Origin of the sequence: Enterococcus sp. 2G9_DIV0600 (assembly GCF_002140615.1) — a bacterium.
In the GTDB taxonomy this organism is placed as follows: Bacteria; Bacillota; Bacilli; order Lactobacillales; family Enterococcaceae; genus Enterococcus_D; species Enterococcus_D innesii.
The window spans coordinates 2,417,021-2,432,565 of the sequence record NZ_NGLL01000001.1 but is presented as its reverse complement, the minus strand read 5'-3'; the positions used below and the strand labels follow the sequence as shown (position 1 = coordinate 2,432,565).

The following is a 15,545-nucleotide window of genomic DNA, read 5'->3' as shown; positions in this document are numbered from 1 at the left end:
TCAAATGCGGTTAAATGACCCATTGACCACTGAAATTGAATTTGAGGGGACTATTTATCCACTGGATTTGGCTTTCGACAATGTGCTAGATGTTTTGGATACAATATCGGACAAATCACTTATGGTATTGGAAAAGGTTGATCTGGCATTAAGTCTCTTAGTAGGAGAAACGGAATTAAGCTTTGATAAACAGATGGAACTTTGGACAGTCATTCTTTTAAAACATATCCAGCTGGGAGAAAGATCCAGTCCGGTTTACGATCTTGAGGGCAATCCTATGCCAACACCTAAATCAAACGAAAAAAAAAGTATGGACTTGGTCCAAGACGCTAAGTACATATACGCATCATTTCGCCAGATTGGTATCAATTTATTTGAAGAACAAGGAAAAATGCATTGGGAAGAATTTCAAGCCATTTTAGAAAGCCTTCCAGATGATACTATTCTTCCAAAAATTGTTCAGATACGTAATTGGACTCCTAAAAAAGGAGAGAGTTCAAAAGAAAGAGAACGTATGAGAGAACTTCAAGCTAAATACGCATTAGATAAAGAGGTGATTTCAGATGGCTGACGGAAAAATCGTTATCGCAGTGGATGTCAACGGTAATGAAGTATCAGTATTAAATAAGGATTTAGATCAACTAGAAGGCAAATCCTCAAAAGCTGGTACTTCTATCAAAAGTATGGTAACAGCATTGGGACTTGCCAAAGTAGCCGGCGCCGCCATAAATGTTTTGAAAGGCTCTCTTGATAGTGCTATTAGTAGATTTGATACCATGCAAAAATTCCCTAAAGTTATGGACGCCTTAGGATTTAGTGCCTCAGATTCAAAGAAATCTATTGATAGTTTGTCAGAAGGTATTGATGGACTACCAACTAAACTTGATGATGTGGTTGCTAGCACGCAACAAATGACAGCTATAACTGGTGATTTAAAAAGATCAACAAAAACGGTTTTGGCACTAAACAATGCTTTTCTTGCATCAGGCGCGAGTGCTGACGATGCCAGTCGGGGAACTCAACAATATAACCAGATGCTCTCAACTGGAACAGTTGATTTAGAAAGCTGGAAGACACTACAAGAAACTATGCCATTAGCATTGCAAAAAACAGCTGAAGCAATGGGATTTACTGGTAAATCTGCACAACGGGATCTTTACGCTGCTTTAAAAGAGGGTAATGTCACCTTCGATCAATTTACTGGAAAGTTGATTGAACTTGGCACAGGAACAGGAATGTTAGCAGACCTTGCTAAAGAAAACAGTCTTGGAATTGCAACATCATTTGGAAATCTTAGAAATGCCGTTGCCAAGAATGTGGCAAATATGATCACAAAATTTGATGAGATAGTTCAAAAACTGACTGGAAAATCTATCGCACAAAATATTGATGGTCTCAAAGCGTTAATAAATAGTGCTTTTTCATCAATAATTAATTCCATGGATTTGATTATACCAACCATTCAGTCAGTTCTATCATGGTTTGAGGAACTTTCGCAAAGGTTTACTGGCAATTCATTAGCGGAAAACTTCGAGCTGATAAAACAAGTTGCAGTTGATGCTTTCGAATCATTAAAAGATTCTGTTATAGACTTAATTTCTAGTTTGAGCAATGTTTCATCATGGATTCAAGAGAATCAATCAGTCTTTCAAAATCTGGCAACTGTGGTATTCGCTGTTGGTGGAGCTATCTTGGCTTTCAAAGGATACATGGCCGGATTGTCTATTCTCTCAACAATTACAACAATCTTAGGCGCCTTGAATACTGCGTTTATGGTTTTATCAACTGTTGGATTGAAAACAACTATAAGCATGATTCTCGGTTTCATGGGGCCTGTTGGATGGATAATAACTGCAGTCGGCGCTCTTGTAGCAGCAGTAGTTTACTTATGGAATACTAATGAAGGATTTAGAAATGCTATCATTGCTGCTTGGACTGCGATTATTGCATTCTTACAGCCTGCAATTACATCTATTGCAGCCTTTATTCAAGAAATTTGGGGGTCTGTCGTAGCGTGGTGGAACGAAAATCAGCAAACGATTCTTACGACTGTCCAAATGGTATGGGGAGCAATTCAAGTTGCCTTCCAAATTGCATTAGGGGCTATACAATTATCTGTAACAGTTGTACTTACCGCAATTCAAATTTTCTGGAATACTTGGGGATCAGCAATTATGGCTTTAGTCCAAGTCGTATGGGCAGCGATTCAAGCAATTTTTCAATCTACGCTTAGTACGATTATGGCAGTAGTAAATGGAGTAATGAATCAAATTCAAACCATAATTAGTACTGTTATGGGTGTGATTCAAGGGGTAATAAAAGTAATCACTGGCGCTATTAGTGGTGATTGGTCTCAAGTTTGGGAAGGAATTAAACAAATAACTTCATCTATTATAAACGGCATCAAGGACACAATAGCTAATGTTTTAGAAACAATGAGTGGCATCGTTTCTGGAAAAATAGAGGCAATCAAAGGATTTTTTACAAGTATTGGAGATATTGATTTATATACTATCGGGCAAAATGTTATCCAAGGATTAATAAATGGTATCGGTTCTATGGTTAATGCCGTTAAGGATAAAATTGCCGAAGTTGCAAGTGGAATTCAAGAGAAAATTACTGGTGCTTTAGGCATTCACTCGCCTTCCAGATGGATGCGTGATCAAGTGGGTAAGTTCATCCCCCAAGGTATAGCGGTCGGTATCGAAGCCGATGCCAAGTCAGCATATGGTGCCATGTCCAAGCTATCAAGTGGCTTGATGAACACTATCACCCCAGAAATAGCACTGGGAACTGGAAACATAGGAGCTACTAGCGCTGCTAGTCAGATCATTAATAATTATTCCCAATCGAGTAATACTTCAGGAATCGCTGGACTAGTTGCACAGATTGCAAATAGACCTGTTCAAGCTACGTTTAAAATCGGCGAAAGAGAAATTGTCAAAGCAATCGCAAAACCCTTACAAAATGAACTAAACGAAATGGAAGAATTAGAAACACTATTCAAAGGAGGTCGATTGAATGAACGCTAATTTTAATGGACACGATTTAGATGATTATTTGAGAATCACCTCCAAACTTCAACGAAATATCGGTCGAAGCAGAAACAATGAATTAGTTACCATGGGCATAGGGCAAAGAAGGTTAGTCGAATCGTTAACAGATGAAGGCTATATCACGATGCCCTTTGTACTTAGATATGACTTGATCACAAAAAAAAGAGCACTGGCTGACATTCTGAACGTGAGTGAGCCGGTGCCTTTGTGGTTTGAAGATGAACCAGATAAGTATTATCTAGCCATACCAGATGGGGATATTCCAGTTGATGAAATTGTCTTTCTAGGAAAGGGATCCATCAAATTCCTTATTCCGGATGGTGTGGCACATTCATTTGATCAACGACATTTTCCTTTCCAATCAACCAGCGAAGGTATTGTGTCTAATATTGAAAACAATGGGACTGAAAAAACGCCGATCGACATAAGTATTCTTTTTGAAAGCGATTCTCAGTCAATCGGTATCGTTGGTAACGAATCGATCGTTCAGTTTGGAACTTCGCTTCCTAATGAGGATGAAGATGTTGAATTGTCAAATAAAATCATGAACGATGACATGGGATCGGCAACTAAAAATCTATGGAGTACAAATGTGGGAAGACCTCGATGGCGCTATCAAGACGGAGAGAATTCTTCTAAAGTTGAAGGGTCTTGGACGTGGAGTAGCACAGATGTTACTGCGACAAGTTTTGGATCATTTGATACATCAAAGAAAGGGTATTGGCATGGCCCAACATTAACTAGAGAATTGACTATTGCCCTTCAGGATATAGAGGTCTATCATCGCATTGAGTTTAAGCCTACGGGGAATGCTAAACAGCGCCCTTCCTGCCAAGGACTTTTTGAAATAAACTATTCGGATGCAGACAATAATTTTGTCTTGGGATTTGAGATGAAAGACAACACAAATGTTGCTGACAAAGTCACTTTTTCCTTCTTTGTAGGTGATTACAGATTTCACGAAGAATCACTGCCGAAAAGCGTACTAACATACAATGGTGGCTTCTTTGGCTATATACAAATGAGAAAGTTCAAAAATAAATTTAGTTTTAAACTAGTACGAGTAGAATTGATTAATAACGTATGGAAAGAAGTTTGGTCATCCAAAACAAGAGAATGGACAAACAATGCTGTCGCAATGCTTTCAGTTAAGCAAATCAATGTTTTTGCTTCTCAGTGGCGAGATTTTAGAACTATGAGTATGAAGTTAACTCATACAAGAATAACTGAATTAATTTCTGAAGGGAACGATATTGTTCCTCGTGTATTTTATGAAGGAGATCAACTATTTGTAGATGGGGAGACCAATGATGTTTTTCTAAATGGCATTCCAGCAGAAGAGTATCGAGTGGCAGGAAGCGATGATGCTTTTTGGGCTGAAAAAGGTCTTTCAGAATTCGTAGCTATTTCTGACGGAAGCTTTACTGGTGAATTGACTATAAGGGAGCGATATGTATGATTTATTATTTTCTAACGAGACAATTTCAACTTGTTGCAAAAATTGATACTAAAGCCGACAAAGGAATTGTTATTAAGGATGACATTCATACCGTGGGTTTAAAAAATGGGACAAGGCTCAACTCATTATCTATGGATATTTACACTAAAACCGGTCCCAAGACAAATACCTTCGATCCCAACGCCCCTTATAAGTCTTCAAACATAGATCTAGCCAATTTCGTTATCTTTCGGGATGCAAGGGGGAAAGACGTCTGTCTGTATATCAGAAAAAATGTAGATATTGACGGTAAGAGCCGTGCCATTTCAGCAGTAGACTTAGGTCTAGAACTGCAAAACGGTTCAGCTACAATATTCACGAGTAATAGTGAACAGTTTGTTGACTATTATGTGAACCGCGAACTATATGATACTGGATGGGAGATTGGAGTAAATGAACTAGGAACAGACATTAAACGCTTAGTTGATACTAGCACTGATGAGACGCCTTTGGCTAGATTGCAAAAAATATGCCAATCTTTTAATTGTGAAATGACATTTGATATAGAACTACAGAATTTACAAGTAGTGAGAAAGAAAGTCAATATTTATTTTAAAATAGGATCGGCTAATACCGGGTTAGTGTTTTATTCATCTAAAGATATTATTAGCTGGCAAAGATCGACTGATATTGATAATTTAATCACCTCAATACAAGATACTAATCACGGATTCGATGATCTTGGATTTGGAGACGGAAGGTTCTTTACTCGAAAAGGTGAGTCGATTATTTATGATAGAGAATCGAATGCTATCTATGGCTTGGGAAATACTTCCGAAGAAAGATTTAGTGGGTTTAAAAGAGGATATGCGACAAGCACAGGTACTGCACAAATAGATAATTATAATGAATTACGATCTATTCTTGAAGAAAGAAGTCAACCAAGTTTTTCAGCAGAAGTAGATTTTCTTTTCAGAGATGACGAATTTGAAATTGGTGATTATGTAACGTTTGTTGATGAAGAATCTAATCCGCCTCTCCGGATGAAAGCCAGAGTGTTGGAAGTTTCTCAAAACGGTAGTAATAAGAGAGACAGGAAAGCGACAATCGGAAATTACGAATTACTAAAAAGCCTTATCAGCAGCGATCTCAAGGCAAGGCAGCAGCAAATGAACAAACCAAACAGTATGTATTTAATCAAGTTGATTCCGGATAATGGGGTTAGCTTTGTTGAGGGGGAAGAAAAAACAACAAATATCACTGCAACGATCTATAAAGATGGCATGGATATTACATCCAGTGTTTCAGCGGAGGATATCTTATGGTTCAAAGTTGATAGATCTGGCAACCACGATACCGCATGGGAGGAACTAAATAGTCAATCTGGAGCGACGGTACAAGTTACATCTAATGATTTCACGGAGGTGTCCAGTATTCGTTGTGTTTTGACAATATTTGATAACCACTTTGTTCAAGCTATTTACTTTTTAAACGGTTTGCGAGACGTGGCCCGCAAGGTTTTGCGTTTGCAAACCAAAGACACGATCACTAGCGTCCATATATCAGATACACATTATGCGACTGATTCCATAGGGCGTGGCGATCTAGAAAACTATGGACGTAGTAATAGCCATATTAAAAACGTTGCTGAATTTACCAATTTTGTAGATGTCGATTATGTCGTTCTAAACGGCGATACACATGATGGATCAACAGCTAATAAAAATATCGCACTGTCTAATTATCGAGAAGCAGTCAGCACGTTGGGGATGTCAAACGCACCATACTTTGTGACTTGGGGAAACCATTGCAACAATTCATGGGGAGACAATGTTACGAATTCGATCACGAAAACCGTGAAGAATTACCAGCCTAAAACTGCAATGACCTCACTGCACGGCAAACTTCGCCAAGTGATCACACATGAAGAGATGTACCAAATTGCTACAAGACCAAGCACGATCTTCGATATAGTAGAAAACCCTCTCGATAAGAAGGGGTATTATTACTACGATGTGCCTGATAAGAAAAATAGAGTGATTATACTAAATGCACAGGATGTACCTATTAGTTTAGATGACGATGGCTTTGCAAAATATATTGATATCAACGTATCTGGCTATCGTCAAGCCCAAATAAAATGGCTATATGATGTGTTGAAAGACACCCCAACTGATACGACTGTATCCATATATCAACATTATCCGTTTGGCAAACGTTATAAAACAGATATGGATTATTACGCATATAACTACGAAATGATTGATGGAATCATTGATAGCTTTGTTACTGGTGGTACGTACAGTCGGAAATACAATGCAAATACAGACTTCACAGCAAGTATTTCTTGTGACTTTGAGGGTCATAAAGGAACGCTTGCTTTTTTAGCGCATGGACACATGCACAACGATCGAATCAGTAAAGATACTAACGGAACAGTGAACTACTCTATCGGCTGTTCTGTGAGCCGTCCGAAGAAAGACCAAGGGGACAGACCGCTAGGGGTTTTAGAAGAAGATTTATGGGATGTGATCGTATTGAACACAAAAACAAGGCATGTCGATTTGATTCGCTTTGGCAAAGGCACCGATCGGTCATTTGATTATTAGGAGGTGGGGTAATGCCCGTAGTACAAGACGAAATAAGTTTAGTCAAGGTTGTAAATGGCGAAAGTCCATACAACGTCGAACTCCTATCCTCCAATGGTCTGCTTTTTAAGAATGGAGTGATATCAACTATCATTCACGCCGTTGTTTTTAGGGGCGATGAGAACGTTACTGATTTATTAGATGCAAATCAATTTAGATGGACCAAAACAAATGCTGACGGAACACCGGACGATACGTGGAATGCAATGCATGCTAGTGGAGTAAAAAGCGTAACGATTGGGATAGATGATGTCAATAAACGCGCAACTTTCGGCTGCGATATCGTCGAAATATAAAGGAGATGGAATAATGGCAACAATTTCAAGCGGTCAAATTACAATTATTGACTTATATGATGCGCCCGCACTAAATGCGTGGATCTCAGCAAGTCAAACAACAACTCAGACATACAATAATACGACTAACGCATATTCACCCAATTTTGGATCATCTGGACAAGTTTTAACGCTTAACTTAACAAAAGCAGGGAGCACAGGAAGCTTGATTGGTTCTGCTGTATCAGGTGTTAAATGGAAAAAGACAGTAGGAGCAACAACTACCGAAATAACTTCTACAACAAATACTGATAGTGAGTATAAGAGCGGCACATCAAACAGTGTGTTAACAACAAAAGTAAACGTTCCGACAACAAATAATGCCGTACGTTGGACAGTCGAAGGAACATACACAGACCCAGATACTTCGCTGCCAATTACTTTCCAAGCGACGATCGACATCACTCTTATTCAGTTAGCTAAAGCTGCAGTGGTAGCAGTTTTGAGTGCACCCAATGGGGATTACTTCCGGAACAATACACCTGCGAGTTTGAAGCTAACGGCTGATGTTTATAAAGATGGTGATTTAAGTAGTGGATCTCGAAAATATAAATGGTTCGCGGCAGATTCAAGCGTTACAACATCTCAAGATTCTGATGCTGGAGTTGGTTGGCGAAAAATTACAGCGACAACCGGAACATCGGGTGCAGTAGCAAGTTCGGGATTTGATGTTGCAGTCACAACTCAAGGGGTACTGACGGTCTATCCAGATGCGGTAACAAATGGCCAAACATTCTTGTGTGTCGTCACAGATAACGCTGGTGGAACTTCTGGAACTAAGATGAAGCAGTATGCAACTTTGATGGATATGGATGACCCGATCATGGTGATTATCGAGTCCACGGGTGGGAATATCCTAAAGAATGGCGTAGGGTCTACCACTTTGAATGCGCGATTGTATCAAAATGGTGATGAAATCGATTCGGGCGGTACAGGCTATGCCTATAAATGGTCTAAATGGCAGAACAATGCAATGGTGCCAAACTTCGGCGGCACGAGCAATCCATATAAAACTGGAAAATCGTTGTCAGTTGGAAGTGCTGATGTAGACAATACAACAACGTTTAAAGTGGAGGTAGAAAACAAATGACGAACTACACTGCTTATATCATTTTAAATACCGAACGGACAAAGGTTGAATTTAGCACAGATGGAAATCCTATTGAATATTTGTGGACTAAGTATGGCATGGATACGTATATCGAATCCTTTGAGGAAATTAAAGAAGAGGGTGATTAGATGGCTACAGTTTCACGTGGCGAGATCACTATAACGAACGTAGACGATGGTAAGCCATCATATACACACACTGCTTATGCTTGGAGTGCTGACGGTACGGATCGCTTTACAACCTCGTACCCTGGCGAAAACTTGCTTGCCAATTCAAAAAGCCCTAAAGTATTAAGCTATTTAGGTTCGACGGTTGACATAGTCGAAAATACCGCCGTACCAGAATGGGGCGCCACTGACGCCGTTAAGCATACGATATCCGGCGGGACTGGTGGCGGTGTAGCTGGTGTTTTACGGGCTAACCGTCTAGTAGACGCCGGCGTAAAGTACGTCCACAGTATTTACATTAAGAATACTGGTACGACGCTGGTTAGACTTAATAACAACCTAGGCCAAGCGATCGACGTGCCAGCTGGAACCACTACACGAGTTATTTTTAACCCTATGGGAACCGCAGGAACGGCAGCTATGCAGTTCGTAGTTCAGCGACTTAATGCAGCCGACGTCCAAGAGTTTATCGCGTGGCATGCTAAAATTGAAGCAAGTAGCGACACAGCCACCATTTGGACGCCGAAACCAAGCGAAGACTTTGCCAACGCCTACCCTACGTATGTCGGAACCTATACCGATTACGAACCTACGGACAGCGAAGATCCCAGCAAATACACATGGCAAAGAATTTTAGGTGAGTCAGGTCAAGATGGTAAGGATGGAGAAGACGGAGCAAACGGACAAGATGCAAAAGAAGTCATCAGTGGGTATCTTTCAAATGATTCTATTATCGTGCCTGCAACTGCAGCAGGATCCGTAACAGATTTCTCAAAAGCAGTAGGAGACTTTGTTGTTTATGAAGGTCAGACAAAACTCTCATCTGGCGTAACGTATTCGAAAGTTTCCGAAACGGGAATGACCAGCACCATTAACTCGGCTGGTCGTTATACAGTTACTGCTTTGTCGGCCGATGTTGGAACGGCAACATACCAAGCAGTGTACAAAGCTGTGACAATTCAAAAGATAATGATTGTCGTGAAGAACAAGCAAGGGGCTACAGGGCCGGCCGGAACAAACGGAACTGATGGAAAAGGGATCGTGTCCAGCACTACTACCTATCAGGCTGGTACATCTGGCACAACACCGCCTACAGGAACATGGAGTACTTCAATACCTAGCGTTTCTGAGAATCAGTACCTTTGGACAAAAATTGTTATTACTTACTCTGACAATACAAATTCAACTGCATATTCTGTGGGTAAGATGGGAGCAAAGGGGGAAACAGGTTCTACTGGATCGACAGGAGCAACAGGCAATGGGATTAAAAGTACAACTATTAATTTTGCTAGTTCTACTAGTGGTACAACAGCGCCTAGTAGTGGGTGGAGTACATCAATCCCTGCGGTTGCTGCTGGAAGCTTTTTATGGACAAGGACAGTATTAACTTTCACAGATAATACAACAAACACTTCATATACTGTGGCTAAGCAAGGTGAAAAAGGTGATCCGACTGGCATCATCAGTCAAGCAACAGTACCTACAAATCCTTATGTTGGGATGCTTTGGCAAAATACCGGAGCGAGTGGCTATATTATCGGTGCCACCTATCGCTGGACTGGTTCAGCTTGGAGTTTGTACGTTTTTACTGCTGAGAATATATCAGCAACGAACTTAGCTGCATTATCAGCTGTATTAGGAACTGTTTCGGGTGGGACTATCACAGGTAGCGTCTTTAAAACAACTTTTGACCGCACAGATGCTGATTACAGTGGCGGTGTACAAACAAGAAAAATTGGTACGGGGATATTACAAGAAGGTATGTTGCAATTTGATGCTGAAATACGTAGTACAGATGGTGTTAAGCAATCACGTAAACTATCAACGTATGACGAACAAGGGTTTAATCAAAACAGATGGGATTATAATTCTTCTGGTACGATGACACGTCAACGCTGGGCTAGTTTTGGTGAGTATGGATTGCAATTGGTAGATACACTATATGGTTCGGCTACTGACCGTGTAGCATTGGCCTATCAAGACTTAATGAAAAAGCCTGAAACGGCTATAACAGAAAGTAATGCTAGCCAATTTAAGCATTATTCAGCTAGTGATGAACATAAACCCCAAGCTTCTCGAAATGGTCGTATCGTCCAACTTCGCGGTGCATTTAGAAATGTAAACTTAATAGCAAGCGGGGAAGAAGGCCTAGTAATGGGAACCGTTCCAGTATGGGCTAGGCCTGTAAATCCAATCAATACAATTGTTCAAGGTACAGGTGCGAATATTTATTTATTAACAGTACAACCTAACGGTCAGTTGCTATTTGGCCGTTATCGTGGTGATACAGGATCTGCTAATAACTATAGATATGATTATAAAGACTGTGGTGCTGGTTCCTGGTTAAATATTGCTTGTACCTATACTGCAGGAGACTTGTAAGGAGGTGTTTTTTTGTTAGATGAATTCAAACGTCAATACATTGATAAATGTATTGATGGTAACGGAATGGATGAAGAACTTGAACAATTATTTCTGAGTGTTTTAGCAGATGAATTTGAAGATAATCCTGAAAAAATGGGGGATTTTATTCAAACGATTATTGACGAAAATACCCCACGTACACCGACGGAAATCGAATTGTTGCAACAAGAAAATGCAGAGTTGAAACAGCGTCAAGAAATGGCAGAAGAAGCCTTGTTAATGTTGTCGGATACGATGTTAGGGTAATAAATTAAAAGGAGGGGTGACCGATGGAATTTTCAGCGTTAAAAATGTTATATGCAACTCACGTGATTGAAGGAAAACGCACAATCGAGAGCGTTCCGGAGATTTTGCGTGAAGATGTTGCAAAAATTGTTGGCGAAGCAAAAAAGCCAGAAGGAACAAAAGAATAGGATACGTAGTAGCAGGAGCAATCGGCTTAATGGTCGGTTGCTTTTATTTTAGGAAAGTAGGTGGCATATGTTAAACGTAGGGGAGTTAGCAACTTGGGCGGGTTGGATCATGACGATTGTCGGGATGCTGGCATTTGTAATCAAACCAGTTATGTCCAATTTTACAAAAATTGCAGATAATCTAACCAAACTAGCTCATAATCTTGATTTATTAACTAGAGATTTAGAAGCCAGTAAGTCTGATCGTGTTGCAATTCATGATGAGTTGAAGCGACATGATGAGCGCTTGGATAAACACAATGATCGATTGATTGAGCATGGGGAACAATTAAAGTCTTTATGGAAAGAAAGAGGGAAGTAAAAATGGATTTGAATTTCTTGCAAGAATATTTAGTACCGGTGATCGTAGTAGCGTGTTTGGTAGTGGGGTATTTGATCAAGTCAACGCCAGTGTTTGCGGCAGTGGCCAATGGCTATATTCCATTGATTGTTATTGTCTTAGGAGCGATTCTAGGGGCAATCATCAATGGATTAACTGTTGAAGCAGTTGTTTACGGTGCTGTAAGTGGTATTGCCTCGACGGGGATGCATCAATTGTTTGTACAACTTTTAAATTTAAGTAGTGGTGATCAGAAACCAGATTATGGTGATGGACAGGAGTTTACCGACAAGAAGGAGTAGCCGTTTGGCTGCTCTTTTTTTACACAGAAAGGAAGATGAACATGGAAAGCAAACAAAATAAGATAACCATTCCCATGAAAACAGGAGTATGGGAATGGTCAGCAAAAGGTTTTGGCTTTAATAAATATCAAAAGCAAAACGATCAAGTTGTCGAAAACAACAAGGGGCGATTAGAGCTTAGTCTTCAGATTTATGGAATTGAGTTTGGTCGAACAATGCTTCAGTTATAAGTAATTTCTTTTGAGTTTCAAAATATTCTTTTAGATTTTCTTTGAATTGAATCATAAACTCATTTGAAACATCTTCAAGTAGCGGCTCGACATCATCTGAACGATAAGCTATTGAAGATGTATCGAAATTGCTTAGTGTTTTGAAGCTTGCTAAGGCCATAAGATCCTTTAATTCAATTGGCTCAGTAGTTATTTTTCTAGAATCCATATATTTCTACCTCCTTATCAGTTATTTCAGTGGACCACTCACTGATAAGGAGAGTATATCAAAAATTAGCAATAAAAGGAGAAAATGAAATGAGTATCGAAAACATGATTTCATGGATGACAAGCAAGGAAGGGCGAGTCACCTATGACATGGGAAATCGTCTTGGACCAACAAGCTACGATTGTTCTAGCGCTGTGTTCTTCTCGTTGATCGCAGGAGGTTACCTGCCAAAAGGATCAATGGGCAACACAGAAACATTATTTGCCATGAATGGAACAGTGCTCAAAAAAATTAGTCGTGCAGAAGTGAGAAGAGGGGATATCTTTATCGCTGGTACTCCTGGCAGTTCCCATGGCTCAGAAGGTCATACCGGTATCTTTTTGAGCAACAAGAGTTTTATTCATTGCAGCTATTACTGGAACGGCATTCACACAGACAGCCACGATTCTTACATGAGCACACGGTTAACGCATCATTTCTATCGAATTGTTGCAAGTGGTAATGCTGATGTAAACACTGATAACAGTGCACAAATGATTAAATTGGCAATCGATGGCCAATGGGGACCACTAGTTACTCTACGTTTGCAAGAATACTACAATACAACTAGAGATAAAGTGATTAGTCATCAATACAAGCAAAAATACAATAAAAATATCTATTCCGCAGAATTTGATACTACTTTGATTGGATCCGACGTGATTCGTGCAATCCAGATGGGCCTTAAAGCTAAAGGATATTATTCTGGTGCAATTGATGGTCTATGTGGTGAAGCAACAATCAAAGCGATGCAAAAAGCATTAGGAACGACGGTGGACGGTGTTATCAGTCCAAAATCCGATATGGTTCGAGCATTGCAGCGAGCACTGAACAATAATAAGTTGCCGTGGTAAAAAAATAGCCCGCTTCGACGGGCTTGTACATAGAGCATTCTCTTTCCTTGCTTTAAAGATGCTTCTAATGTAGAATTTTTGTGGCGACATTAAATCGTCAATGAAGAGTATTAGGCGGTGGAAGCTTGGGGAAGTGTGCCTAATACTCTTCTTCTTTATTTTAGCATCATTTTTATTTAATAGATATTATTGATTAGAAAATCGTCTGAAATATTTTATTTGAATTAAATTAAGATAAATTATAGAATAGTGACAGCCTTTTCAAAGGCTATCTTTTTTTCATTTCTGCGCCCACTCTACCCGAGAGTGGGTTGTTTGTTGTTGAAATAAGAACTGACGTTTGGTATAATTTCTATATAATCCTCATACGATTATATCTGCTATAGGAAGTCTTAGAAAACGCTTGTTTTTGAGACTTCCTTTTGGTTTAATTTAATTAGCAGATAAAAATCGAAAGTAGGGATCTTATGCCAATTGAAATTTCAAAAATGATAGCGCACAAGTTAAATATTAATGACGGATTGCCGATTTTAAGTGAAACATGTATCAATATAGAAACTCTAGAAAATAAAGAAGAAGCTTTAGATTTTTTTATTACCCATATTGAAAGATCAAGGGGAAATGGTTTTGTTAAGAAATGTCAATTCTCAAATCTAGATGATCAGGCAAGGACAATAAAAAATAGGATTGTGAATATTATTTCTAATATGGAAGATCCTATAAACTTTGATGATGTTTTTATTAATGAGTCAAAAGAGATTACTAGAAAATTAGCAAGAATAATGAAAAATTCATCATCAAAAAGTGATGGTTCGTTATTTGTAATTTTATATTCTATAGATGGACAAAATTTCATTGGGCTTATCAAGATGGATCCAGATTCAGGCATAGAAGTATTGGATGATCTTACTATCCAAGTAAGAGAAGATATGCTACCTTCTAAAAGAGAAAGGCTGCATAAGGCTGCATTTATTATATGCAAAGATGATTATGTCGAAAATGATACTCACTTATTTGTATTGGACCGCCAAAAAAGCAATGATGAAGGCGCAAAGTTTTTCCTAGATACTTTTTTAGACTCAAAAATATTGCCCACAGATGATAATCTTACTGTGGCTTATCAAAAAGAATTAGTTCGCATACTAAAAGAGGAATTACCTCCAGAAAGTTTTATGGAGTTTAATAAAAGATTCAAGAGAAGGTTATCTACTGGCGCTCATTTCACTCTCGAAGAGGATTTTCCTCCTTTGTTGAGAGATTTGTTGCCTGAAAATAATCAGGATCAAGATTTAGATAATCTATGTTTAAATATACAAAATTCTTTATTGAAAAAATATCCTGGAGAAGTAACAGGATTTACTCCTGTCGTCGAAAAAATTAATAATTCCGTCTATCAATCAAATGATAGATCTATCAAAGTAGAGATTGCAGCAGATGCAGAAGCAGATTTATATCAAAAAAGATTTTTAGATGATGGAACATTTATTTTAACAGTATACCCGGATGCAGGTATGGATGAAATAAAATAAAGCGAAATGGGAGGGACTGAGATGGGAACTTATAGTCAAAACCAAGTTATCAAGTTTATTACTGAATATAAAACAGCATATGAAGAAATTTCTCATATAAAATTAACGGTCTCAGAAACCCACTCTAATTTCAGATTTGTGGAGAGCTTAAAACTCTGTAATATTGATGATAGTTTCCTAAACAAAATTCCTGAATCAACCCATCTAAAATCAAAATTTGTTATTAATGGAGATATAGACGATGATATAAAATCACTAAGTGATTTAAAATATTTAAATGGAAAAACTTATAAAACAAAAAATGATGAGGTATTAGTTACTACAACAATTAAAAAAGATGTGTTTATTGAAGAATATAAGTTAGTAAACAAGTACCTATTTACTACATTGGAAGATTTCTTATATTCACTAG

The 15,545-nt window shown here is 38.7% G+C and carries 15 protein-coding genes and 1 pseudogene; 15 read left to right on the top strand and 1 reads right to left on the bottom strand.

Going from position 1 to position 15,545, the window contains the following annotated elements:
- Positions 1-4 precede the first annotated feature (4 nt).
- From A5870_RS11605 to A5870_RS11560, 12 genes and pseudogenes are all read left to right on the top strand, one after another.
- Positions 5-571, top strand: coding sequence for a Gp15 family bacteriophage protein (locus A5870_RS11605; RefSeq protein ID WP_086292952.1), 567 nt, complete (start codon positions 5-7; stop codon positions 569-571).
- Positions 564-3,032 (top strand): phage tail protein, encoded by a 2,469-nt coding sequence (locus A5870_RS11600; protein ID WP_086292950.1) that lies wholly within the window; start codon positions 564-566, stop codon positions 3,030-3,032. The genes A5870_RS11605 and A5870_RS11600 overlap by 8 nt, the downstream gene beginning before the upstream one ends.
- A complete protein-coding gene (locus A5870_RS11595) occupies positions 3,022-4,515 on the top strand; it encodes a distal tail protein Dit (RefSeq protein WP_086292948.1) in 1,494 nt (497 codons plus the stop codon). Before A5870_RS11600 ends, A5870_RS11595 begins: the two co-directional genes overlap by 11 nt.
- Positions 4,512-7,103, top strand: coding sequence for a metallophosphoesterase (locus A5870_RS11590; RefSeq protein ID WP_086292946.1), 2,592 nt, complete (start codon positions 4,512-4,514; stop codon positions 7,101-7,103). Before A5870_RS11595 ends, A5870_RS11590 begins: the two co-directional genes overlap by 4 nt.
- Before the next feature lie 11 nt (positions 7,104-7,114).
- Entirely contained in the window at positions 7,115-7,438 is a 324-nt protein-coding gene (locus tag A5870_RS11585; RefSeq protein WP_086292944.1) for a hypothetical protein, read from the top strand.
- Between the two features lie 13 nt (positions 7,439-7,451).
- Positions 7,452-8,567, top strand: coding sequence for a hypothetical protein (locus tag A5870_RS11580; RefSeq protein ID WP_086292942.1), 1,116 nt, complete (start codon positions 7,452-7,454; stop codon positions 8,565-8,567).
- Complete coding sequence (locus tag A5870_RS17380; RefSeq protein WP_155642943.1) at positions 8,564-8,716, top strand: hypothetical protein; 153 nt, start codon at positions 8,564-8,566, stop codon at positions 8,714-8,716. Before A5870_RS11580 ends, A5870_RS17380 begins: the two co-directional genes overlap by 4 nt.
- Before the next feature lie 27 nt (positions 8,717-8,743).
- Positions 8,744-11,137: pseudogene (locus A5870_RS11575) on the top strand (hypothetical protein); the annotation flags it as partial.
- 12 nt (positions 11,138-11,149) lie between these two features.
- Complete coding sequence (locus tag A5870_RS11570) at positions 11,150-11,425, top strand: hypothetical protein (protein WP_086292939.1); 276 nt, start codon at positions 11,150-11,152, stop codon at positions 11,423-11,425.
- Positions 11,426-11,448: 23 nt separating this feature from the next.
- Positions 11,449-11,592, top strand: a complete 144-nt coding sequence (locus A5870_RS17375; RefSeq protein WP_170924037.1) for a CD1375 family protein — start codon at positions 11,449-11,451, stop codon at positions 11,590-11,592.
- 67 nt (positions 11,593-11,659) lie between these two features.
- The gene (locus A5870_RS11565; RefSeq protein ID WP_010749285.1) at positions 11,660-11,953 is read left to right on the top strand and encodes a hypothetical protein; all 294 of its coding nucleotides are present in this window, start codon (positions 11,660-11,662) and stop codon (positions 11,951-11,953) included.
- A 2-nt stretch (positions 11,954-11,955) separates the two neighbouring features.
- On the top strand, positions 11,956-12,273 hold the full coding sequence (locus A5870_RS11560; protein ID WP_086292937.1) for a phage holin family protein: 318 nt from the start codon (positions 11,956-11,958) through the stop codon (positions 12,271-12,273).
- 177 nt (positions 12,274-12,450) lie between these two features.
- On the opposite strand, the gene A5870_RS11555 is transcribed toward A5870_RS11560, so the two are convergent.
- Positions 12,451-12,711, bottom strand: a complete 261-nt coding sequence (locus A5870_RS11555) for a hypothetical protein (protein WP_086292935.1) — start codon at positions 12,709-12,711, stop codon at positions 12,451-12,453.
- Between the two features lie 89 nt (positions 12,712-12,800).
- On the opposite strand from A5870_RS11555, the gene A5870_RS11550 reads away from it, so the two are divergent.
- The 3 genes from A5870_RS11550 to A5870_RS17370 form a co-directional block, all read left to right on the top strand.
- The gene (locus A5870_RS11550) at positions 12,801-13,604 is read left to right on the top strand and encodes a C40 family peptidase (protein WP_086292933.1); all 804 of its coding nucleotides are present in this window, start codon (positions 12,801-12,803) and stop codon (positions 13,602-13,604) included.
- Positions 13,605-14,071: 467 nt separating this feature from the next.
- Positions 14,072-15,133, top strand: coding sequence for a nucleoid-associated protein (locus A5870_RS11545; protein ID WP_086292931.1), 1,062 nt, complete (start codon positions 14,072-14,074; stop codon positions 15,131-15,133).
- A gap of 21 nt (positions 15,134-15,154) precedes the next feature.
- On the top strand, positions 15,155-15,545 hold a 391-nt coding region (locus tag A5870_RS17370; RefSeq protein ID WP_176277852.1), incomplete at its 3' end, for a hypothetical protein.

Bases quoted from the DNA above. Each gene is read 5' to 3' on its own strand.
- A5870_RS11605 (WP_086292952.1), top strand. From the start codon at position 5: ATGCGGTTAAATGACCCATTGACCACTGAAATTGAATTTGAGGGGACT.
- A5870_RS11600 (WP_086292950.1), top strand. From the start codon at position 564: ATGGCTGACGGAAAAATCGTTATCGCAGTGGATGTCAACGGTAATGAA.
- A5870_RS11595 (WP_086292948.1), top strand. From the start codon at position 3,022: ATGAACGCTAATTTTAATGGACACGATTTAGATGATTATTTGAGAATC.
- A5870_RS11590 (WP_086292946.1), top strand. From the start codon at position 4,512: ATGATTTATTATTTTCTAACGAGACAATTTCAACTTGTTGCAAAAATT.
- A5870_RS11585 (WP_086292944.1), top strand. From the start codon at position 7,115: ATGCCCGTAGTACAAGACGAAATAAGTTTAGTCAAGGTTGTAAATGGC.
- A5870_RS11580 (WP_086292942.1), top strand. From the start codon at position 7,452: ATGGCAACAATTTCAAGCGGTCAAATTACAATTATTGACTTATATGAT.
- A5870_RS17380 (WP_155642943.1), top strand. From the start codon at position 8,564: ATGACGAACTACACTGCTTATATCATTTTAAATACCGAACGGACAAAG.
- A5870_RS17375 (WP_170924037.1), top strand. From the start codon at position 11,449: ATGGAATTTTCAGCGTTAAAAATGTTATATGCAACTCACGTGATTGAA.
- A5870_RS11565 (WP_010749285.1), top strand. From the start codon at position 11,660: ATGTTAAACGTAGGGGAGTTAGCAACTTGGGCGGGTTGGATCATGACG.
- A5870_RS11560 (WP_086292937.1), top strand. From the start codon at position 11,956: ATGGATTTGAATTTCTTGCAAGAATATTTAGTACCGGTGATCGTAGTA.
- A5870_RS11555 (WP_086292935.1), bottom strand. From the start codon at position 12,711: ATGGATTCTAGAAAAATAACTACTGAGCCAATTGAATTAAAGGATCTT.
- A5870_RS11550 (WP_086292933.1), top strand. From the start codon at position 12,801: ATGAGTATCGAAAACATGATTTCATGGATGACAAGCAAGGAAGGGCGA.
- A5870_RS11545 (WP_086292931.1), top strand. From the start codon at position 14,072: ATGCCAATTGAAATTTCAAAAATGATAGCGCACAAGTTAAATATTAAT.